The organism is Rhodococcus sp. Z6_132, from assembly GCF_058133635.1.
Genome location: NZ_JBYUNP010000001.1, coordinates 1350078 through 1371351 on the forward strand (window position 1 = coordinate 1350078; position 21274 = coordinate 1371351).

The 21274-nt window shown below is 71.8% G+C and carries 22 protein-coding genes and 1 pseudogene; 17 read left to right on the top strand and 6 right to left on the bottom strand.

Annotated features, from left to right (window positions below; genetic code table 11):
• Positions 1-122: 122 nt before the first annotated feature.
• The 10 genes from AC3YO9_RS06305 to AC3YO9_RS06350 all read left to right on the top strand — a co-directional run bounded on the left by AC3YO9_RS06305 (position 123) and on the right by AC3YO9_RS06350 (position 10044).
• Complete coding sequence (locus tag AC3YO9_RS06305) at positions 123-1040, top strand: Rossmann-like and DUF2520 domain-containing protein (protein WP_489982502.1); 918 nt, start codon at positions 123-125, stop codon at positions 1038-1040.
• Positions 1037-1921: a pantoate--beta-alanine ligase gene (gene panC, locus AC3YO9_RS06310; protein WP_489982503.1), complete on the top strand. Its 885-nt coding sequence runs from the start codon at positions 1037-1039 to the stop codon at positions 1919-1921. Before AC3YO9_RS06305 ends, panC begins: the two co-directional genes overlap by 4 nt.
• Before the next feature lie 15 nt (positions 1922-1936).
• On the top strand, positions 1937-2368 hold the full coding sequence (gene panD / locus AC3YO9_RS06315; RefSeq protein WP_127781847.1) for an aspartate 1-decarboxylase: 432 nt from the start codon (positions 1937-1939) through the stop codon (positions 2366-2368).
• Positions 2369-2372: 4 nt separating this feature from the next.
• Complete coding sequence (locus AC3YO9_RS06320; protein WP_489982504.1) at positions 2373-3173, top strand: type III pantothenate kinase; 801 nt, start codon at positions 2373-2375, stop codon at positions 3171-3173.
• Positions 3174-3220: 47 nt separating this feature from the next.
• Positions 3221-3604, top strand: coding sequence for a rhodanese-like domain-containing protein (locus AC3YO9_RS06325; RefSeq protein WP_489982505.1), 384 nt, complete (start codon positions 3221-3223; stop codon positions 3602-3604).
• A gap of 116 nt (positions 3605-3720) precedes the next feature.
• Positions 3721-5178 (top strand): lysine--tRNA ligase, encoded by a 1458-nt coding sequence (lysS, locus tag AC3YO9_RS06330; protein WP_489982587.1) that lies wholly within the window; start codon positions 3721-3723, stop codon positions 5176-5178.
• Between the two features lie 53 nt (positions 5179-5231).
• On the top strand, positions 5232-5573 hold the full coding sequence (locus AC3YO9_RS06335) for a histone-like nucleoid-structuring protein Lsr2 (RefSeq protein WP_127781851.1): 342 nt from the start codon (positions 5232-5234) through the stop codon (positions 5571-5573).
• 238 nt (positions 5574-5811) lie between these two features.
• Positions 5812-8364 carry an ATP-dependent Clp protease ATP-binding subunit gene (locus AC3YO9_RS06340; RefSeq protein WP_127781852.1) on the top strand — a complete coding sequence of 851 codons (2553 nt, stop codon included), beginning with the start codon at positions 5812-5814 and terminating at the stop codon, positions 8362-8364.
• Positions 8365-8506: 142 nt separating this feature from the next.
• Complete coding sequence (locus AC3YO9_RS06345; protein ID WP_489982506.1) at positions 8507-9079, top strand: TIGR03086 family metal-binding protein; 573 nt, start codon at positions 8507-8509, stop codon at positions 9077-9079.
• Positions 9079-10044: a TIGR03557 family F420-dependent LLM class oxidoreductase gene (locus AC3YO9_RS06350; protein WP_489982507.1), complete on the top strand. Its 966-nt coding sequence runs from the start codon at positions 9079-9081 to the stop codon at positions 10042-10044. Before AC3YO9_RS06345 ends, AC3YO9_RS06350 begins: the two co-directional genes overlap by 1 nt.
• A gap of 6 nt (positions 10045-10050) precedes the next feature.
• On the opposite strand, the gene AC3YO9_RS06355 is transcribed toward AC3YO9_RS06350, so the two are convergent.
• Positions 10051-10563, bottom strand: coding sequence for a DUF4352 domain-containing protein (locus AC3YO9_RS06355; RefSeq protein WP_489982508.1), 513 nt, complete (start codon positions 10561-10563; stop codon positions 10051-10053).
• A gap of 106 nt (positions 10564-10669) precedes the next feature.
• Positions 10670-10975, bottom strand: a complete 306-nt coding sequence (locus tag AC3YO9_RS06360; protein ID WP_127781856.1) for an antibiotic biosynthesis monooxygenase family protein — start codon at positions 10973-10975, stop codon at positions 10670-10672.
• Positions 10976-11030: 55 nt separating this feature from the next.
• On the opposite strand from AC3YO9_RS06360, the gene AC3YO9_RS06365 reads away from it, so the two are divergent.
• Positions 11031-11786 (top strand): alpha/beta fold hydrolase, encoded by a 756-nt coding sequence (locus AC3YO9_RS06365; protein ID WP_489982509.1) that lies wholly within the window; start codon positions 11031-11033, stop codon positions 11784-11786.
• Here AC3YO9_RS06365 and AC3YO9_RS06370 read toward each other — a convergent pair.
• Positions 11783-12670, bottom strand: a complete 888-nt coding sequence (locus tag AC3YO9_RS06370; RefSeq protein ID WP_489982510.1) for an HhH-GPD family protein — start codon at positions 12668-12670, stop codon at positions 11783-11785. The two genes, AC3YO9_RS06365 and AC3YO9_RS06370, sit on opposite strands and share 4 nt — an antisense overlap.
• Positions 12671-12741: 71 nt before the next feature.
• On the opposite strand from AC3YO9_RS06370, the gene AC3YO9_RS06375 reads away from it, so the two are divergent.
• Complete coding sequence (locus AC3YO9_RS06375; protein ID WP_489982511.1) at positions 12742-13455, top strand: hypothetical protein; 714 nt, start codon at positions 12742-12744, stop codon at positions 13453-13455.
• A gap of 60 nt (positions 13456-13515) precedes the next feature.
• Here the strand turns inward: AC3YO9_RS06375 and disA are convergent, their stop codons facing one another.
• From disA to AC3YO9_RS06390, 3 genes are all read right to left on the bottom strand, one after another.
• Positions 13516-14580, bottom strand: a complete 1065-nt coding sequence (disA, locus tag AC3YO9_RS06380) for a DNA integrity scanning diadenylate cyclase DisA (RefSeq protein WP_127784585.1) — start codon at positions 14578-14580, stop codon at positions 13516-13518.
• A gap of 81 nt (positions 14581-14661) precedes the next feature.
• Entirely contained in the window at positions 14662-16017 is a 1356-nt protein-coding gene (radA, locus tag AC3YO9_RS06385; RefSeq protein WP_127781860.1) for a DNA repair protein RadA, read from the bottom strand.
• Between the two features lie 205 nt (positions 16018-16222).
• The gene (locus AC3YO9_RS06390) at positions 16223-16825 is read right to left on the bottom strand and encodes a copper chaperone PCu(A)C domain-containing protein (protein ID WP_489982512.1); all 603 of its coding nucleotides are present in this window, start codon (positions 16823-16825) and stop codon (positions 16223-16225) included.
• 289 nt (positions 16826-17114) lie between these two features.
• Here AC3YO9_RS06390 and AC3YO9_RS06395 point away from each other — a divergent pair, with 289 nt between their 5' ends.
• From AC3YO9_RS06395 to rlmB, 5 genes and pseudogenes are all read left to right on the top strand, one after another.
• The gene (locus AC3YO9_RS06395) at positions 17115-17603 is read left to right on the top strand and encodes a CarD family transcriptional regulator (protein WP_127781862.1); all 489 of its coding nucleotides are present in this window, start codon (positions 17115-17117) and stop codon (positions 17601-17603) included.
• 13 nt (positions 17604-17616) lie between these two features.
• Positions 17617-18291 carry a 2-C-methyl-D-erythritol 4-phosphate cytidylyltransferase gene (gene ispD / locus AC3YO9_RS06400; RefSeq protein WP_489982513.1) on the top strand — a complete coding sequence of 225 codons (675 nt, stop codon included), beginning with the start codon at positions 17617-17619 and terminating at the stop codon, positions 18289-18291.
• Between the two features lie 10 nt (positions 18292-18301).
• Positions 18302-18772: a 2-C-methyl-D-erythritol 2,4-cyclodiphosphate synthase gene (ispF, locus tag AC3YO9_RS06405; RefSeq protein ID WP_127781864.1), complete on the top strand. Its 471-nt coding sequence runs from the start codon at positions 18302-18304 to the stop codon at positions 18770-18772.
• Between the two features lie 24 nt (positions 18773-18796).
• Positions 18797-20176, top strand: a pseudogene (gene cysS / locus AC3YO9_RS06410) (cysteine--tRNA ligase); the annotation flags it as partial.
• Between the two features lie 110 nt (positions 20177-20286).
• Positions 20287-21270 (top strand): 23S rRNA (guanosine(2251)-2'-O)-methyltransferase RlmB, encoded by a 984-nt coding sequence (gene rlmB, locus AC3YO9_RS06415; protein WP_489982514.1) that lies wholly within the window; start codon positions 20287-20289, stop codon positions 21268-21270.
• Positions 21271-21274: the final 4 nt, after the last annotated feature.

The following is a 21274-nucleotide window of genomic DNA, read 5'->3' on the forward strand; positions in this document are numbered from 1 at the left end:
TCAACTCTGCCCCAGTGAGTCGAGTCACCTCGGGCCGCCACGACGCGGCGGGTGGGCCTACGCTTTGCCCCGACGACGTCCGGTACCTGCTCAGCAGGACTGGAACGACAGAGAGGACAACGGTGAGTTCAGCCGAATTCACTGGTGCGCACCGCCGCGCCCAGGGTCGGCCCCGCCTCGCGGTGGGGGTCGTGTCAGCCGGCCGGGTGGGCACTGCCCTCGGTGCCGCTCTCGAGCTCTCCGGACACCGCGTCGTCGCCGCCTCCGCCATCTCCGAGCAGTCGCTGCGCCGCGCCGCGCAGCGCCTGCCCAGCGCCGAGGTCACCACGCCGGACGAGGTGGCCGCCCGCGCCGACCTGCTGGTGCTGGCCGTGCCCGACGTCGAGCTGCCTGGCCTGGTCCGCGGCCTGGCCGCCACCGGCTCGGTGCGCCCGGGCCAGATCGTGGTGCACACCGCCGGTGCCCGTGGGGTGGACGTGCTCGCCCCGCTCGCCGCACTGGGGGCGCTGCCGCTGGCCCTGCACCCCGCGATGACCTTCACCGGCCGCGACGAGGACACCGCCCGCCTGGCCAGCTGTTGCTTCGGCGTCACCGCCGCCGACGACGCGGGCTGGACGGTGGCCGAGGCGCTGGTGCTGGAGGTGGGGGCGGAGCCGGTGCGCATCGCCGAGACCGACCGCCCGCTCTACCACGCCGCCCTGGCTCACGGCGCCAACCACCTGGTCACCCTGGTGCGTGACGCGGTCAGCGTGCTGGAGTCCATCACCGCCGGCAACACCACCCCAGCCGAGCGCGTGCTGGCCCCGCTGCTGTCCGCCGCGCTGGACAACGCCCTGCGCCACGGCGACCGCGCGCTCACCGGCCCGGTCGCCCGCGGTGACGCCGAGGCGGTGGCCACCCACCTGGCCGTGCTGACCGACGCCGACGCCGGCGTGGGCGCGGCCTACCGTGCCCTGTCCCGGCGCACCGCCCAGCGGGCGCGCGAGGACGGCCTGATCAGCGCCACCGCGGCGCGCGCAATCCTGGAGGAGCTGGCATGACGCTCGACCTGACGGCGACCACCGTCTACCACGACCCGGCCGAGCTCCGGCGGGTCACCCGAGCGCTGCGGGGGACCGGCCGCCAGCTGGTCCTGGTGCCCACCATGGGCGCGCTGCACGCCGGTCACCTGGAGCTGGTGCGCGAGGCCAGGTGCGTGCCCGCGGCGGTGGTGGTGGTCTCCATCTTCGTCAACCCGCTGCAGTTCGGGCCCGGCGAGGACCTCGACGCCTACCCGCGCACCCTGGACCGCGACGTGGAGCTGCTCCGCGAGGCCGGCGTCCAGCTGGTGTTCGCGCCGTCGGCCGCACAGATGTACCCGCACGGAGGCGCTCGCACCACCGTGGTGCCCGGCCCGCTGGGCGCCGAGCTCGAGGGCGTCTCGCGGCCCACCCACTTCGCCGGCATGCTCACCGTGGTCAACAAGCTCTTCAACATCGTCGGTCCCCACGTCGCCCTCTTCGGGGAGAAGGACTACCAGCAGCTCACCCTGATCCGGCAGATGGTGCGCGACCTGGACATGGACGTCCGCGTCGTCGGGGTGCCCACCATCCGCGAGCCCGACGGGCTGGCCCTGTCCTCGCGCAACGCCTACCTCACCGCCGACCAGCGGCGTGCGGCCACGGTGCTGTCGGCCGCGCTGGTGGCCGGCGCGCACGCCGCCCGAGACGGGGCGGCCCAAGCTGTTGCCACGGCGCGTGCCGTGCTCGACACTGAACCGGACATATCGGTCGACTACCTGGAGGTCCGGGACCCGCACCTCGGACCGCCGCCCGAGCACGGAGCCGGTCGGCTGCTGGTGGCAGCCCGGGTGGGCTCCACCCGCCTCATCGACAACGTCGGAGTGGCGTTGGGCAACGAACACCATGCGAACCAGCTCTGACCGGGAGGAAAACCCATGTTCCGCACCATGCTGAAGTCCAAGATCCACCGCGCCACCGTCACCCAGGCTGACCTGCACTACGTCGGCTCGGTCACCATCGACCAGGACCTGATGGATGCCGCCGACCTCCTCGAGGGTGAACAGGTGGCCATCGTGGACGTCACCAACGGCGCCCGCCTGGAGACCTACGTCATCCCCGGCCCGCGAGGCAGCGGCGTGATCGGGATCAACGGTGCTGCCGCGCACCTGGTGCACCCCGGCGACCTGGTCATCCTCATCTCCTACGGGGTGATGGACGCCGAGGAGTGCCGCACGTACCAGCCCAAGGTGGTCTTCGTGGGCAGTGACAACCAGGTCGTCGAGCTCGGTGCCGACCCGGCGCACGCCCCGGCCGGCTCCGGTCTCACCTCCGGCAGTCGACCCGCTGACGAGCTGCTGTCGGTCTAGCCCGGTGCTGCTCACCGTCGACATCGGCAACACCAACGTCGCGCTCGGGCTCTTCGAGGGGACCGGCGCCGACGCGGTCCTGGTGCACAACTGGCGGATGCGCACCGACGCCCGGATGACCGCTGACGAGATGGCGCTGATCATGCGCGGGCTCATCGGCAGGTACCTGCCGGAGATCACCGGGGTGGCCGGGCTGTCCACGGTGCCGTCCCTGCTGCGCGAGCTGCGCAGCATGCTCGAGCGCTACTGGGCCGGCATCCCCCAGGTCATCGTGCAGCCGGGGGTGCGCACCGGGGTGCCGCTGCTGGTGGACAACCCCAAGGAGGTGGGTGCCGACCGGGTGGTCAACACCCTGGCCGCGCACCACCTGTTCGGCACCGCCTGCGTCGTCGTCGACTTCGGCACCTCCACCAACATCGACGTGGTCTCCGCCCGCGGGGAGTTCCTCGGCGGGGCGCTGGCCCCGGGCATCGAGGTCTCCATGGACGCCCTCACCAACCGCGCCGCGGCGCTGCGCAAGGTGGAGCTGGTCCGGCCCCGCTCGGTGATCGGCAAGAACACCGTCGAGTGCCTGCAGTCCGGCGTGGTCTACGGCTTCGCCGGACAGGTCGACGGGCTGGTCGGGCGAATCATCGCCGAGCTCGGCACGGCTGGACCGCCGGTGACGGTGCTGGCCACCGGGGGCCTGGCACCGCTGATGGTCACCGAGTGCCGCACCATCACCCACCACGAGGCGTTCCTGACGCTGACCGGCCTCCGGCTGGTCTACGAGCGCAACCTGGACCGCATCTCCGCTCGGGTCTGAGCACCGTGCCTGACCCGCGCACACCGCCGACCGGGAGGGCCACCACCATGACCATCGACGAGCTGCTGGAGCAGGCCCGCGCCCGGCTGGACCGACTCAGCGCGGAGCAGCTGCCCGCGGCCGTGCGTGCGGGCTCGGTGGTGGTGGACATCCGCCCCGCCGCCCAGCGCGCCGAGGAGGGCGAGCTGCCCGGCGCCCTGGTGATCGAGCGCAACGTGCTGGAGTGGCGCTGTGACCCCGCCAGCGACGCCCGGCTGCCGGAAGCCGTCGACCACGACGTCGCCTGGGTGGTGATGTGCTCGCAGGGCTACACCTCCAGCCTGGCCGCCGCCGCCCTGCAGCAGCTGGGCCTGCACCGGGCCACCGACCTCGTCGGCGGCTACCAGCAGCTGCAGGCCGCGGGGCTGGTGGACGTGCTCACCGACCGCTGACGTCGCTCGCGGTGCCCGGGGTGCGTGTGGTGCAGGACGCTGACGCACCGTAGCTAGGCTGGGGACCCGTGACCGACGCCGCGCAGCCGCATTCCTCTGACGACCTTCCCGAGCAGATGCGGATCCGGCAGGGCAAACGGGAACGGATGCTCGCCGAGGGCCTCGACCCCTACCCGGTCGCGGTGCCCCGCACGCACACCCTCGCCGAGGTCCGCGCCGCCCACCAGGGCCTGGAGCCGGACACCGCCACCGGCGAGCAGGTCGGGGTCGCCGGCCGGGTGATGTTCATCCGCAACACCGGAAAGCTCTGCTTCGCCACCCTGCAGGAGGGCGACGGAACCCAGCTGCAGGCGATGCTCAGCCTGGCCGGCGTCGGTGAGGAGTCCCTCGCCGCCTGGAAGGCCGACGTCGACCTCGGCGACCACGTCTTCGTGCACGGCGAGGTGATCACCTCCCGCCGCGGTGAGCTCAGCGTGATGGCCGACGAGTGGCGGATGGCGGCCAAGAGCCTGCGGCCGCTGCCCGTGGCGCACAAGGAGCTGAGCGAGGAGACCCGCATCCGCCAGCGCTACGTGGACCTGATCGTGCGCCCGGCCGCGCGCGACATGGTCCGCCACCGCAGCACCGTGGTGCGCGAGCTGCGCCGCTCCCTGGAGCAGCGCGGCTTCCTGGAGGTGGAGACCCCCATGCTGCAGACCCTGCACGGGGGCGCGGCCGCACGCCCGTTCGTCACCCACTCCAACGCCCTGGACCTGGACCTCTACCTGCGCATCGCCCCGGAGCTGTTCCTCAAGCGGTGCGTGGTCGGGGGCATCGACAAGGTGTTCGAGATCAACCGGAACTTCCGCAACGAGGGTGTGGACTCCTCGCACTCCCCGGAGTTCGCGATGCTGGAGACCTACGAGGCCTACGGCACCTACGACGACTCCGCCCGAATGACCCGCGAGCTGGTGCAGGAAGTGGCGCAGGCTGCGTTCGGCACCCAGGTGGTCACTCTCGCCGACGGCACGGAGTACGACCTCAGTGGTGAGTGGACCACGCTGGAGATGTATCCCTCCCTCTCCGCCGCGATCGGCGAGGAAGTGACGCCGGCCACCAGCGTGGAGCAGCTGCGTGCATTGGCCGAGCGGGTGGAGATGCCGGTCGATCCGGCGCACGGGCACGGCAAGCTGGTCGAGGAGCTGTGGGAGCACCTGGTCGGCGACGACCTCGTCGCACCCACCTTCGTGCGCGACTTCCCTGTGGAGACTTCACCTTTGACTCGGCAGCACCGCACAATTGACGGTGTTGTCGAGAAATGGGATCTGTATGTGCGCGGTTTCGAGCTCGCCACCGGATATTCCGAGCTGGTTGATCCAGTGGTGCAGCGAGAGCGCTTTGTGCAGCAGATGCGCCTGGCTGCAGCAGGTGATGACGAGGCCATGCGGCTGGACGAGGACTTCCTTACCGCCATGGAGTATGCGATGCCGCCCACAACGGGAACCGGAATGGGTGTCGACCGGTTGCTGATGGCGCTTACTGGGCGCGGGATCCGGGACACGATCCTGTTTCCGCTGGTTCGACCCGGCGGCTGAATTGCGCTACTCTCGGTGACACCGATCAACATGAGGGAAAAGGAAGTCGACTAATGTCGCAAAAGGTCACCGTCACATTCGTTGACGACATCGACGACGAGCTCGCTGCTGACGAGACTGTCGAGTTTTCTGTGGACGGTGTGAACTACTCGATCGACCTATCCGCGGACAATGCGCAGAAGCTCCGCAACGACTTCGCAATGTGGATTGCGCACGCCCGCAAGGAAAGTGGACGCAAGCGCACTTCTCGTGGATCGACCACCAAGGGCCGCGCCTCGGTGGACCGCGAGCAGAGTGCCGCGATCCGCGAGTGGGCCCGCCGTTCCGGCCACGAGGTCTCCGACCGCGGCCGCATCCCGGCCGCGATCATCGAGGCCTACCACCAGGCCAGCTGAGCGCTCCCGAGCAGCAGCACGACGGACCCCTGCCCTTCCTGGGCGGGGGTCCTTCGCTGTTCGCCCTGGGCGTAGCGAGAACGGGATCGCTTGGTGGGGCCGGTGCGTTGGACCGGTGAGTCGCTGTTAAAGACCCCGTGAGCGCCACGTGGCTGCAAGCGGCCCACTAGAGTAGGCGGACGTTCCCCGTGGCGAGACACGTCGTGGCGGACACCGCAGCAGGAGTGTGAGGAGCGCCATGTTCGAGAGGTTCACTGACCGCGCCAGGCGCGTCGTCGTCCTGGCTCAAGAAGAAGCCCGGATGCTCAACCACAACTACATCGGTACCGAGCACATCTTGCTCGGCCTCATCCACGAGGGTGAGGGTGTCGCCGCCAAGTCGCTGGAGTCGCTCGGCATCTCCCTCGAGGGTGTGCGCAGCCAGGTCGAGGAGATCATCGGCCAGGGCCAGCAGGCGCCGTCCGGGCACATCCCGTTCACCCCGCGTGCCAAGAAGGTGCTGGAGCTCTCCCTCCGGGAGGCCCTGCAGCTCGGCCACAACTACATCGGCACCGAGCACATCCTGCTCGGTCTCATCCGCGAGGGTGAGGGTGTCGCCGCGCAGGTGCTGGTCAAGCTCGGCGCCGACCTCAACCGGGTCCGTCAGCAGGTCATCCAGCTGCTGTCGGGCTACCAGGGCAAGGAGCCCGCGGAGTCCGGCGGGCGCGGCAGCGAGGGCACCCCGTCCACGTCGCTGGTGCTCGACCAGTTCGGTCGCAACCTCACCCAGGCTGCCCGCGAGGGCAAGCTCGACCCGGTCATCGGGCGGGAGAAGGAGATCGAGCGGGTCATGCAGGTGCTGTCGCGGCGCACCAAGAACAACCCGTGCCTCATCGGTGAGCCGGGCGTCGGCAAGACCGCCGTGGTCGAGGGCCTCGCGCAGGCCATCGTCACCGGCGAGGTCCCCGAGACGCTCACCGACAAGCAGCTGTACACCCTGGACCTCGGTTCGCTGGTGGCCGGCAGCCGCTACCGCGGCGACTTCGAGGAGCGCCTGAAGAAGGTGCTCAAGGAGATCCGCACCCGCGGCGACATCATCCTGTTCATCGACGAGATCCACACCCTCGTCGGTGCCGGTGCGGCCGAGGGCGCGATCGACGCGGCCTCCATCCTCAAGCCGATGCTGGCTCGCGGTGAGCTGCAGACCATCGGTGCCACCACCCTGGACGAGTACCGCAAGTACGTGGAGAAGGACGCCGCCCTGGAGCGGCGCTTCCAGCCCGTGCAGGTGGGCGAGCCCAGCGTCGAGCACACCATCGAGATCCTCAAGGGTCTGCGTGACCGGTACGAGGCGCACCACCGCGTCTCCATCACCGACGGCGCCCTGGTGGCGGCGTCCACGCTGGCCGACCGCTACATCTCCGACCGCTTCCTGCCGGACAAGGCGATCGACCTGATCGACGAGGCCGGTGCCCGGATGCGCATCCGCCGGATGACCGCGCCGCCGGACCTGCGGGAGTTCGACGAGAAGATCGCGAACACGCGTCGGGAGAAGGAGTCCGCGATCGACGCGCAGGACTTCGAGAAGGCCGCCAGCCTGCGGGACACCGAGAAGCAGCTGCTCAGCCAGAAGAGCGAGCGCGAGAAGCAGTGGCGTGCCGGTGACCTGGACGTCGTGGCCGAGGTCGACGACGAGCAGATCGCGGAGGTCCTGGGCAACTGGACCGGTATTCCGGTGTTCAAGCTGACCGAGGAGGAGACCACTCGGCTGCTGCGCATGGAGGACGAGCTCCACAAGCGCATCATTGGTCAGCGTGAGGCAGTCACGTCTGTTGCCAAGGCAATTCGTCGCACGCGCGCCGGACTGAAGGACCCGAAGCGGCCCAGTGGCTCGTTCATCTTCGCCGGCCCGTCCGGTGTGGGAAAGACCGAGCTGAGCAAGGCGCTGGCGAACTTCCTCTTCGGTGACGACGACGCACTCATCCAGATCGACATGGGCGAGTTTCACGACCGCTTCACAGCGTCTCGGCTGTTTGGCGCCCCGCCCGGATACGTCGGTTACGAAGAGGGCGGACAGCTCACCGAGAAGGTGCGCCGCAAGCCATTCAGCGTGGTGCTGTTCGACGAGATCGAAAAGGCGCACCAGGAGATCTACAACACGCTCCTGCAGGTTCTCGAGGACGGCCGTCTCACTGACGGTCAGGGCCGCACGGTGGACTTCAAGAACACCGTGCTCATCTTCACGTCCAACCTGGGCACCAGCGACATCTCCAAGGCGGTCGGTCTCGGGTTCTCCAGCGGATCGGGTGCTGACTCCAACTACGACCGGATGAAGCAGAAGGTCAACGACGAGCTGAAGAAGCACTTCCGCCCGGAGTTCCTCAACCGCATCGACGACATCGTGGTCTTCCACCAGCTGACCTCGGACGAGATCGTGCAGATGGTCGACCTGATGATCACCCGGGTCGAGACGGCGCTGAAGAACAAGGACATGGGGATCGAGATCACCGACCAGGCGAAGCAGCTGCTCGCCAAGCGGGGCTTCGACCCGGTGCTGGGTGCACGGCCGCTGCGTCGCACCATCCAGCGCGAGATCGAGGACCAGCTGTCGGAGAAGATCCTCTTCGGCGAGATCCAGCCCGGCCAGATCGTGGTCGTGGACGTGGAGAACTGGGACGGCGAGGGCACGGGGGAGGACGCGAAGTTCACCTTCCGCGGCGAGGCCAAGCCCGACTCGGTTCCCGACGCACCGCCGATCGACCTGGCCAAGGCGGCTGAGGGCGGCAACACCTCGGAGTCCAGCTCCGAGTAGCCACCCGCGGCGCCTGCACGAACCCGACACCGTCGCACCCCTTCGAGGGTGCGGCGGTGTCGTGCGTCCGGGCACGCCGCCGTGGCCGGTGCCTGGGGCGCCTCCGGATGCGTGCGCAGCTCGGCACCGGTAGACAGGGGACATGGCAACTCCCGACGAAGCCCCTGCCCGCGAGCTGCTCCAGGAGGGGTTCGACCACTTCACGAGGGTGGTGCACCAGCTGCCCGACGACGCGTGGACCAACCAGACGCCGTGCACGGACTGGACGGTGCGCGACCTGCTCAACCACGTGACGGCCGAGCACCTGTGGGCGCCGCGCCTGCTCGCCGGGGAGACCATGGCCCAGGTGGGTGACGCCTACGACGGCGACGTCCTGGGCGACGACCCGGCAGGTACGTGGGACACCGTGGAGATCGCCTCCCGGGAGGCGTGGGCGGCGGCGTCCGACGACACCACGGTGGACCTGTCCTTCGGGCCCACCCCGGCCGGGGAGTACGCCGAGCAGATGCTGCTGGACCTCACCGTGCACGCCTGGGACCTGGCCAGGGGCGCCGGCGTGCCGGACGACACGCCAGACCCGGCTGCGGTGCTGCACGTGCTGGCCTACGTCCGCGACAACAACCTCGCCGGTGCGTCGGTGTTCGGCCCGCCGGTGGAGACCAGCTCGGACAACCCGATGGACCAGCTGGTGGCGCTGCTGGGGAGGAAGCCCTGATGGTGCGCATCGGCTACACCCTGCTCGGGGAGCAGGCATCGCCCAAGGACCTGGTGGCCAACGCGGTGGCTGCGGAGCAGGCCGGCTTCGACCTCGCCGTCGCCAGCGACCACTACTTCCCGTGGCTGGACGCCCAGGGCCACGCGCCGTTCGTGTTCTCCGTGCTCGGCGCGGTCGCCCAGGCCACCGACACCATCGACCTGATGACCTACGTGACCTGCCCCATCAAGCGCTACCACCCGACGGTGGTCGCCCAGATGGCCGCCACCGTCGACCTGCTCGCCGACGGCCGGTTCACCCTGGGGCTGGGCTCCGGGGAGAACCTCAACGAGCACGTCACCGGTGGTGGGTGGCCCCCGGTGAACGTCCGCCACGAGATGCTGGCCGAGGCCATCCAGATCATCCAGGCGCTGTTCACCGGCGGGTACCTCAGCTACCGCGGCGACCACTACCAGGTCGACTCGGCCAAGCTGTGGGACGTGGGCACGCCGCCACCCAAGATCGGGGTGGCGGTCTCCGGGCCGCAGTCGTGCGAGCTGGCCGGCGAGCTGGCCGACGTGATGATCGGCACCGAGCCCAAGGCTTCGCTGGGGGAGGCGTTCGACCTGGCCGGCGGTGCCGGCAAGCCCCGGGTCGGCCAGGTTCCGGTCTGCTACGACCCCGACCGGGACACCGCGGTGGAGCGGGCGCACGAGCTGATGCGCTGGTTCAGCCTGGGCTGGAAGGTCAACTCCGAGCTGCCCGGCACCGCGGCGTTCGCGGCGGCCTCGGCCAACACTCGTCCGGCGGACGTGGCCGAGTCGATCGCCTGTGGCCCGGACGTGGAGCTCTTCGTCGAGGCCGTGCGGCCCTACGTGGAGGCCGGGTACACCGAGGTGGCGCTGGCGCAGGTCGGGCGCGGATCCCAGGCCGACTTCATCCGGTGGGCCGAGGCCGAGCTGTTGCCCGAGCTGCGCAAGCTGTAGGCGCCGTCAGGGCAGGGTGATCGGGGAGCGCTCGCTGCTGGTGCCGAGGTCGCCGCGCACCACCAGCGTGAGCCCGCGGGTGGGCTGCTCCGCCGGCAGCTGGTAGACCAGCTTGCCGCGCTTGGAGGCGTTGGGCTCCAGGGTGTCCGACAGAGACCCCTGGCCCACCGGCGCGGTCAGCCTGGTGTCACCGTCGTAGAGACCGAACCCGAGCATGGTGGGCACCATCTTCACCTGCCCGGTGAGGTTGGTGACCTCCACGTCCAGGGCGATCCACCGGGTGCCGGCCGCCGGCTTGAAGATCGACGTCGGGTTGGTGTACGGGTCCTCGACGCCGAGCACGCTCGCCTTCCAGCCGCCGGCCTGGGCCCGGCCGACCTCGCCAGCCGGTGCCGCGGGGCTCGTCTCCGCCGCAGCGGGGTCGGCAACCGCCTCGCCCGGCTCGGCGGAGCTGCAACCCGCGCCGACGAGCACGGTGGTGGCAGCAAGCAGCGCGGCTGCCGCAGGGCGCAGGTGCATCGGAGGACCCTTCAGGGGCTGAGGACTTGTCGGCACACGATAAGGCGCGCGCAGCGACGGAACTACCTGCCCCCCACCGCAACCGGATCCAGGGGTGAGCGTGTGCTCAGCTGGGGTCGACGTGCAGCACCACGTCGAACTCCAGCAGCGAGGCACCGGTGGCCACGGGCTTGGCCCGCTCGCCGGCGTGTGCCGCCATGCCCGAGCCCTCGGCCCAGGCCTGGTAGGAGGCCTCGTCCTCCCAGCGGGTGTAGACGAAGTACCGGCTGTCGCCGCCGGTCGGGCGCAGCAGCTCGAAGCCGAGGAAGCCGGGTGAGCCCTCCACCGCTCCGGCCCGCGCCGCGAAGCGCTTCTCCAGCTCGGCTCCGGCGCCCTCGGGGACCTCGATCGCGTTGATCTTCACAACAGCCATGGCGCGAGGTTACCTGCGGGCGGGTGCGCGCCGGTGGTGGGTAGCGTCCTGCCTCGTGCTGCACGACTACGGGGGTGCCGGCCCGCCCATCCTCCTGCTCCACGGGCTGATGGGACGGGCCCGCACCTGGGTTCGCTGCCTGCCGTGGCTGCGCGAGCACGGCCACGTCTGGGCCCTGGACGCCGCCGGCCACGGCGACGCGCCAGCGCGGGGCCCCTGGCACACCGAGCGCTTCGTCGCTGACGCCGCCGCCGCGGTGGAGCGCATCGACGCCGGCCCGGTCGCGGTGCTCGGGCACTCCATGGGTGGCCTGCACGCCTGGTGCCTGGCGGGGACCCGCCCCGAGCTGGTGCGCGCGCTGGTGGTGGAGGACATGGCACCGGACTTCCGGGGGCGCACCGCCGTGGGCTGGATGGCGCAGCTGGAGCAGTGGCCCGTGCCCTTCACCGACCCGGACGAGGTGCTGGCGTTCTTCGGTCCGGTGGCCGGGCGCTACTTCCTGGAGAGCTTCGACCACCGCTCCGACGGCTGGCACCTGCACGGCGAGCTGGCGCACTGGTTCGCCATCGCCGAGCACTGGGGCAGCCGGGACCACTGGGCGCAGTGGCAGGCCGTGCGGGCGCCCAGCCTGCTGCTGGAGGCGGAGCACTCCTTCACCCCGCCCGGGCAGATGGCGCAGATGGCTGAGGTGGCTGCGGCGCCGTGCACGCACCTGGTGGTGGCCGGCGCCGGGCACCTGGTGCACGACGACGCGCCACAGGCCTACCAAGCGGCGGTGGAGGGGCTGCTGCGCTCGCTGCCAGCGGGCTAGCTGGTGGCCGGCTCGCCCTCGCCGGCCAGTGCGAACAGACCGGCGGCGGTCTGCTCCACCAGCCCGTCGGTGAGCAAGGAACCCAGCGCACGGTCGCGCTGCACGGGGTCAGCCGGCCAGACCACGTCCAGCTGCGTCCGCTGCACCGGCGTGGTGCTGGTGCGCAGCACCTCCATCAGCAGCCCGCGCACCTGTCGGTCGGTACCGGCGAAGCGCTGCCCGGGACGGCGGGGCTCGGTGCTGGCCGGGCGGCCCAGCGCCACCCACCGGCACTCCTGACGCACCGGGCACTGCGGGCAGCCGGGGTTGCGGGCGGTGCACACGGTGGCGCCCAGCTCCATCAGCGCCGCGGAGAACACGGCGGCGCTGGGCACGTCCTCGGGCAGCATCGCGGCCACGTCGGCCAGGTCACGGGTGGTCGAGGGCAGGCCGGGCTCGGCGCGCCCGTGCACGGCCCGAGCCACCACCCGGCGCACGTTGGTGTCCACCACCGGCACCCGCTGACCGTGGGCGAAGCAGCACACCGCCCTGGCGGTGTAGGCGCCGATGCCGGGCAGGGTCAGCAGGGTGTCCACGTCGCTGGGCACCACCCCGTCGTGGCGCTCGACGATCGCGGTGGCGCAGGCGTGCAGCCGGACGGCGCGGCGCGGGTAGCCCAGCCGGCCCCAGGCGCGGAGCACCTCGGCCGGCGACGCCGCGGCCATGTCGGCGGGCGTCGGCCACTGCTGCACCCATTGCAGCCACACCGGCGCCACCCGCGCCACGGGCGTCTGCTGGAGCATCACCTCGCTCATCAGCACCCCCCAGGCGGTGGTCCCGGGCTCCCGCCACGGCAGCGCCCGCGCCGTCGCGGCGAACCAGGTGTTGAGCACGTCGGAGTCCACGGCAGAACCGTACGTGCGACACGCGGGGGTGCTGCACCCTGCACCCGGGGGTCGGACGCTACCTTCGGCTCGTGCTCAAGCCCGTGGGACCGGAGTCCCGAGACGTCTACCTGCGACGACGCGCTGCGCTGGTCGGAGCGGCAGTGGTCGTGATGGTGGCCGTGGTGTGGCTGCTCACGTCCGTGCTCGGCTCCTCGCCAGGAGCTCCGCAGCCCGCCACCGCAAGACTCACCCTGCCGCCGACCCCCGTCGCGCCCTCGGACACCCCCGCCCCGTCCACCGCGGGCACCGCCACGGCGCCCTCGGAGACCGCTGCAGCCGCCCCCACGCAGCCCCCGACGGCACCCCGCCCCGCGCCGGTGGTGCTGGGCAGCGACGGGGTGCCGGTGCCGCCCTGCAGCGACTCCGCGGTGGAGGTCCGGGCCGAGTCCGCCGCCCCTGGTTACCCGCGCGGCACCCAGCCGGTGTTCCGGCTGCTCTTCAGCAACACCAGCACCGAGCCCTGCGCGCTGGACGTGAGCCCCAACCGGCAGCAGGTGGTGGTCTACCGCGCCGCCGACAAGGCCCGGGTGTGGTCGAGCAGCGACTGCTCGCCAGGCACCACCACCGAGGCCCGCGCGCTGGCTCCCGGGGAGCAGGTGGTCTACAGCGCCCAGTGGTCCACCAACACCTCCACCGAGGGGTGCGCCACGCCGCGCACGCCGGTCCCGCCGGACCGCTACCTGGTGATGGCGGTGCTGGGGGCACGGCAGAGCCCGCCGGTGCCCTTCGCGATCGTGGAGTGAACCCAGTGGAGTGAACCCAGTGGAGTGAACCCAGTGGGGGCGAGTGCAGCAGCAGTGCTGCTACCCGTAGCGCTCCACGATGCTGGACTCCGCCAGGCGGGACAGCCCCTCCCGGACGTAGCGGGCCCGCGCCTCGCCCACCCCGTCCACCGTCTGCAGCTCGTCGGCGGTGGCGGCCAGCAGCGCCTGCAACGAGCCGAAGGCATCCACCAGCCGCTCGATGACGGGGCCGGGCAGCCGGGGGACTCGGGCCAGCAGCCGGTAGCCGCGCGGCGACATCGGCATGTCCAGGCTGTCCACCGAGCCGGGCAGCCCGAACGCCCGGGCCAGGGTGGTGAGGTCGATGAGGTCCTGCGGGGTCAGCGCGTCGAGCGCGTCGAGCACCGGCCCCAGGGCGGCGTGCTGCACGTCGTCGCCGGGCAGGTAGTCGCGCACCACCAGCTCGCGGTCGTTGTCCGTGCCGCCGGCCAGCTCGGCCAGCTGCAGGGCCAGCAGCCGCCCGTTGGTGCCCAGCTCCACCACGTCGCCGGTGATCTCGGCGGAGATGCGCCGCACCATCTCCAGGCGCTGCACCACCGTCATGGCGTCGCGCAGGGTGACGAAGTCCTCGATCTCCAGCGCGGACAGCTGCTGGGTGACCTCGTCCAGGCGTGACTTGTACCGCTCCAGGGTGTCCAGCGCCTGGTTCGCGCGGGACAGGATGGTGGCCGAGTCGTCCAGCACGTGGCGAACGCCGTCGACGTAGACGCTGATGATGCCCATGGACTGGCTGACCGAGACCACGGGGTAACCGGTCTGCACCGCGGTGCGCTCCGCGGCCCGGTGCCGGGTACCGGTCTCGCCGGTGGGCACGGTGTAGTCGGGCACCAGCTGCACGTTGGCGCGCAGGATGCGGGTGGCGTCGGTGGAGAGCACCACGGCGCCGTCCATCTTGGACAGCTCGCGCAGGCGGGGCGGGGCGAACTCGATGTCCAGCTCGAACCCGCCGTCGCTGATGGTCTCCACCAGCTCGTCGTAGCCCAGCACGATGAGCGCCCCGGTGCGGCCCCGCAGGATGCGCTCGAGGCCCTCCCGCAGCCCCGTGCCCGGCGCGAGGCGGGCCAAGGTCGTGCGCAGCGCCGACATCGGCTGCTCAGCCACTCACTGTCCCCTCGTTGCACCCGGTCAGGCGCCCCCGGGCGCCGCGTTGTTGCCTATCGTGCCTGATCAGCCGAAGAGCACTCGTAGCGCGCTAGGGATGTCGGCCACAACGGTGGTCCGCACCCCCGGCGGCATGGGCCCGGAGTCGGGCGGGACGAGGGCGTGGGTGAATCCCAGCCGGCGCGCCTCGGTCACCCGGCGATCGGTGCCGGCGACCCTCCTGACCTCGCCGGCCAGGCCCAGCTCACCGATGACCACCAGGTTGCTGGGCAGGGCCCGGTCGCTCGCGGCCGAGGCGACGGCCAGCGCCAGGGCCAGGTCAGCGGCCGGCTCGGTGACCCGCATGCCGCCGACCGTGGCGGTGTAGACCTCGGCGTCGGAGACCTTCACCCCGCCACGGCGCTCGAGCACGGCCAGGATCATCGCCACGCGGGAGGAGTCCAGCCCGCTCACCGCGCGGCGCGGGGTGGCCTGGCTGGACGGGGCCACCAGGGCCTGCACCTCGCACAGCAGGGGCCGCTTGCCCTCCACGGCCACGGTGACGGCCGTTCCGGGCACGGCGGCCCCCTGGTGGTGCAGGAAGAGCCCGGAGGGGTCGCTGACGCCGTGGATGCCGTCGGCCCGCAGCTCGAAGCAGCCCACCTCGTCGGCAGCCCCGAAGCGGTTCTTCACCCCCCGCACCATCCGTAGGGTGGAGTGCTTGTCGCCCTCGAAGTGCAGGACCACGTCCACCAGGTGCTCCAGCGAGCGGGGCCCGGCCACCGCACCGTCCTTGGTGACGTGGCCGACCAGGATGATCGGCAGCCCGCGGGCCTTGGCCAGCGAGGTGAGCGCGGCGGTGATGGCGCGCACCTGGGTGACGCCGCCGGGCACGCCGTCCACGTCGGCGGCGTACATGGTCTGCACCGAGTCGACGATGAGCAGTTCGGGCTGCACCTGGTCGACGTGGCTGAGCACGGTGGCCAGGTCGGTCTCCGCCGCCAGGTACACCTCGGGGTGCACGGCGTCGGTCCGCTCGGCCCGCAGCCGCACCTGCGCGGCCGACTCCTCGCCGGTGACGTAGAGGGCCTTGCTGCCCGGTGCCCACTGGCGCACCACCTCCAGCAGCAGGGTGGACTTGCCCACGCCGGGCTCACCGGCCAGCAGCACCACCGCGCCCGGCACCATGCCGCCCCCGAGCACCCGGTCCAGCTCGGCCACCCCGGTGGGCCGCACCGTCGCGGTCTGCAGGTCGACCTCGGTCATCGGGACCGCGGGAGTGGCCGGGACCAGTGCGGTGGCGGAGCTGCGACCGCCGACCGAGGTCAGCGCCGGGGCCTCGGCGATCGAGCCCCACTCGCCGCACTCGGGGCAGCGGCCGACCCACTTGCTCAGGGTGTGCGCGCACTGGGCGCAGCGAAAGGTGCTCCGGGGTTTGGCCACCGGGTCAGGCTAGGCGGCGCCCCCGACAGGCCCGGACGCCGTGCCCGACCCGGACGCCGTGCCCGACCCGGACGCCGTGCCCGACCCAGACGCCGTGCCCGACCCAGACGCAATGCCCCACCCAGACGCAATGCCCGACTGAACTGACACAGCCCCGGCGCCGTGGGGCGTCGGGGCTGCGTCTTCAGCTGGGGTCGAGCGGCGGTCAGTGACCGCCCTTGCTGTCGGAGTGCTCGCCGGTCGATGCCTTGGGGGTGGGGCGCTCGGTGGTGGCCGGTGCGCCCATCGGCACGGGCAGCGTGATCTGGCCGGCGCGCTCGAAGGTGAAGGTGACGTCCACCGTCGGGCCGGGGCCGACGTCCTGCTTGAGGCCCTCGAGGGTGGCCGTGAGCTGGCCCTCCTTGTCCGTCGAGCGGCCCGGGGCCACTGCGGCGGCGCTGGGCTGGGAGCTGTTCGGCGCGGTGGCGACCAGGTTGGTGCCCGCGCCGATGTCGGTGGCGCCGGAGAGCGTCACCTCCTGGGCGGCAGCGCTGCTGACCGAGACCAGCTTGTCGCCCTGCACGCTGGGGTTCGCGATGGTGAAGAGCAGCGGGGCGCTCTCGCCGGACCGGTAGTAGTACTGCTCGCCGACCGGGGCGGCGATGGTGGCGTCGAGCACCGTCAGCTCGCCGACGCGGGCGGTGGCGCCGTTGACGGCGGCAACCTGGCTGCCGATGGTGTTGACCTGCCCGGCGCCACAGCCGGCAAGCAGGGTGACCGAACCCACGGCCAGCGCGGCGCCAATGGCGGCCTTCACGGAACTTCTCATGGGGCTCGCCGAGCTTCCCAACCAGATCACTGTGCGTCCTCTCAGACGGTGCGCGGCCCGGGGCCGATCGATCGCCGTACGAGCGCGGTTGCGCCTCGACTCGAACAGGCAGACTAGTGGTTGTGGTAGTGCATCGGTCAGACCGGGTCGATTAGGCACGTTCGGGGCGGGTTGTCAACCCCCGTCGCAGGGGCCACGCTCCCGATCCTAGGCCCCTGACCTGCGAAGACGTTCAACCTGCAGGTCAGCCGCATGCTAGACTGCTGGGAGCGAAAGGGGCTGCGAGCAGATGATTTTCAAGGTCGGCGAGACTGTCGTTTACCCCCACCACGGTGCTGCGCTCATCGAGGCAATCGAGACGCGCACCATCAAGGGTGAGGAAAAAGAATACCTAGTTCTCAAGGTTGCACAGGGCGACTTGACCGTTCGCGTGCCGTCCGGCAACGCCGAGTACGTGGGCGTCCGTGACGTGGTGGGCCAGGAGGGCCTGGACAAGGTGTTCGAGGTGCTCCGCGCCCCGCACACCGAGGAGCCGACCAACTGGTCCCGGCGGTACAAGGCCAACCTCGAGAAGCTCGCCTCTGGTGACGTGAACAAGGTGGCCGAGGTCGTGCGCGACCTCTGGCGGCGCGAGGAGGACCGCGGGCTGTCGGCCGGCGAGAAGCGCATGCTGGCCAAGGCTCGGCAGATCCTGGTGGGCGAGCTCGCGCTCGCCGAGGGCACTGACGAGGAGAAGGCGACCAGCATCCTCAACGAGATTCTTGTCGAGGCCTCCTAGCCGGACGCCCGGCGTGGGTGAGGTCGTCGCGGTCGTGCCGGCCGCGGGTCTCGGGCTGCGGCTCGGTTCGGACGTGCCCAAGGCGTTCGTGCAGCTGGCGGGCAAGACGCTGCTGCGACGCAGCGTCGACGTGCTGCTCGGCGTCGACGGCCTCGCCCTCGTGGTGATCGTCGTCGCCCCCGACCTCGTGTCGGAGGTCGCCGAGCAGTACGCGGACGAGGCGACGCTGGTGGTCGCCGGCGGTGCGGAGCGCTCGGAGTCGGTGCGCGCCGGGCTAGCCGCTGCCGTGCAGGCGGTGCCGGGTGCCCGGTACGTGCTGGTGCATGACGCCGCCCGTGCGCTCGCCCCGGTGGAGCTGGCCTGTGACGTGGTGAACGCCCTGCGCGCCGGGGCCGTGGCCGTGGTGCCGGCCCTGCCGGTGGCCGACACCATCAAGGTGGTGGACGCCGCCGGGCTGGTCACCGCCACCCCGGAGCGAGCCACCCTGCGGGCGGTGCAGACCCCGCAGGGATTTCACGTGGACGTGCTGCGCACGGCCCACGCCCAACAGCTGATCGCCACCGACGACGCCGCGCTCGTGGAGCGTGGCGGCTCGCCGGTGCACACGGTGCCCGGCGACCCGCTGGCCTTCAAGATCACCACCCCGCTGGACCTGCGGCTGGCCCAGGCCCTGCTGGCCGAGCAGTGAGGACGACCCCGTGCGGGTAGGCATCGGCACCGACGTGCACCCGGTGGAGCCCGGTCGGGAGTGCTGGGTGGCCGGGCTGCTGTTCCCCGGGGTGGACGGCATGGCCGGGCACTCCGACGGCGACGTCGCCTGCCACGCGCTGTGCGACGCCCTGCTGTCGGCCGCCGGCCTGGGTGACCTGGGTGCGGTGTTCGGCACCGGCCGGCCCGAGTGGGCCGGCGCCTCCGGCGTGCAGCTGCTCACCGAGGTGCGCCGACTGCTCACCGACGCCGGCTGGCAGCTGGGCAACGCCGCCGTCCAGGTGATTGGCAACACCCCCAAGGTGGGTCCGCGCCGTGTGGAGGCGCAGACCCTGCTGTCGGAGGTCCTCGGTGGGCCCGTGTCGGTCTCGGCCACCACCACCGACGGGCTGGGGCTCACCGGCCGCGGCGAGGGCGTGGCTGCCACCGCAACCGCGCTGCTGGTGGCGTCTGCGGGCTGAGGCAGGCCGGTAGCATGGCCCGTTGTGAGCCTGCACCTGTACGACACCGCCACGCGCACGCTGCGTGAGTTCGTCCCGCTGAAGCCGGGGCAGGCGTCCATCTACCTGTGCGGCGCCACCGTGCAAGGGGTCCCGCACATCGGGCACGTGCGCAGCGGCGTCGCCTTCGACGTGCTGCGCCGCTGGCTGGCGCACAACGGCAGCGACGTGCTGTTCGTCCGCAACGTCACCGACATCGACGACAAGATCCTCACCAAGGCCGCCGACCACGGCCGGCCGTGGTGGGAGTGGGCCGCGACGCACGAGCGCGCCTTCGACGACGCCTACGCCGCCCTCGGGGTGCTGCCGCCCTCGGTGTCCCCGCGCGCCACCGGACACGTCACCCAGATGATCGAGCTGATGCAGCGCCTCCTCGACACCGGCCACGCCTACGCCGCCGAGGGCAACGTGTACTTCGACGTGGTCAGCTACCCCGCCTACGGGGAGCTCTCCGGGCACCGCCTGGACGACGTGCACCAGGGCGAGACCTCGGCCGCCGGCAAGCGCGACCCCCGCGACTTCACCCTCTGGAAGGCCGCCAAGCCCGGCGAGCCCTCCTGGCCCACCCCGTGGGGCCACGGTCGTCCCGGCTGGCACCTGGAGTGCTCGGCGATGGCACGCGCCTACCTCGGGCCGCAGTTCGACATCCACTGCGGCGGCCTGGACCTGGTGTTCCCCCACCACGAGAACGAGCAGGCGCAGAGCCGCGCGGCCGGTGACGGGTTCGCCTCCTGCTGGATGCACAACGGCTGGGTGACCCTGGGCGGGGAGAAGATGTCCAAGTCGCTGGGCAACGTGCTCTCGGTGCCCGAGGTGCTCAAGCGCATCCGGCCGCAGGAGCTGCGCTACTACCTCGGCGGCGCCCACTACCGCTCGATGATCGAGTTCTCCGAGCAGGCACTGCAGGAGGCCGCGGCCGGCTACCGGCGCTGCGAGTCGTTCGTGCACCGGGTGCGGGAGCGCGTCAGCGCCCCGCCCGTCGGCGAGGTGACGGCCGAGTTCGCCGCTGCCATGGACGACGACCTCGGTGTCCCGGCCGCGCTGGCCGTGGTGCACGGGCGCGTCCGGGAGGGCAACACCGCCCTGGAGGCCGGCGAGCACGCCGCGGCCCTGGAGGCGGCGGCGAGCGTGCGGGCCATGTTGGACATCCTCGGCGTCGACCCGCTGCACCCGCACTGGGCGGCGGCCGAGCACTCCGCGGGCACCGACCACGCGCTGGAGGTGCTGGTGGGCGCCGAGCTCGAGCGCAGGCAGGCCGCCCGTGCCGCCAGGGACTTCGCCACCGCCGACGCCGTGCGCGACCGCCTCGCGGCCGCAGGCGTGGAGGTCACCGACACCCCCGACGGCCCGCAGTGGAGCATCCGCGACGCGGCCCCGGCACTCAGCACCACCACCACCCCCGCACCGGGCTCCCCCGGGCAACCAGACACAGATGCTCAGCAGCGGACTGCAGCACCACAGGAAGAGGTCCACTGATGGCAGGCAACTCCTCGCGCCGCGGCGCGGTGCGCAAGGGCGACGCCAAGAAGGGCGCCACCGTCGGCTCCGGCGGTCAGCGCCGCCGGGGTCTCGAGCCCCGCGGCGCCACCCCGCCCGCGGAGGAGCGCACCAAGCACGCCGCGCACCGCCGCGCCAAGGCCAAGGCGAAGGCCGCGCAGACCGGGGGCCGCCCCAGCAGCGGTGGCCGGGGCCGCCCCGCGGGCAAGCCCGTGGACGGGCCGGAGACCGTGCTGGGCCGCAACCCCGTGGTGGAGTGCCTGCGCGCCGGCGTGCCGGCCACCGCGCTCTACATCGCAGTGGGCACCGAGTCCGACGAGCGCCTGGACGAGAGCGTGCGCTACGCCTCCGAGCACGGCATCGCCATCCTCGAGGTGCCCCGCACCGACCTCGACCGGATGAGCAACAACGGGCTGCACCAGGGCGTGGGTCTGCAGGTTCCGGCCTACACCTACGCCCACCCCGACGACCTGCTCTCCCGCTCCCGGGCCGACGGCGGGGCCCCGCTGCTGGTCGCGCTGGACAACGTGACCGACCCGCGCAACCTCGGGGCGGTGATTCGCTCGGTGGCGGCGTTCGGCGGCCACGGCGTGGTGATCCCGCAGCGGCGCAGCGCCAGCGTCACGGCCGTGGCCTGGCGCACCAGCGCCGGGACCGCCGCCCGGCTGCCGGTCGCCCGCGCCACCAACCTCACCCGCACCCTCAAGGACTGGGCGGGCAAGGGCATCACCGTGGTCGGCCTGGACGCCGAGGGCGACACCAGCCTGGACGACTTCGCCGCCGCCACCGAGCCGCTGGTCATCGTGGTGGGCTCGGAGGGCAAGGGGCTCTCGCGCCTGGTGCGGGAGAGCTGCGACGCCACGTTGAGCATCCCGATGGCCGGCCCGGTGGAGAGCCTCAACGCGTCGGTGGCCACCGGCGTGGTGCTGGCCGAGATCGCCCGGCGCCGCCGACAGGCCTGACCCC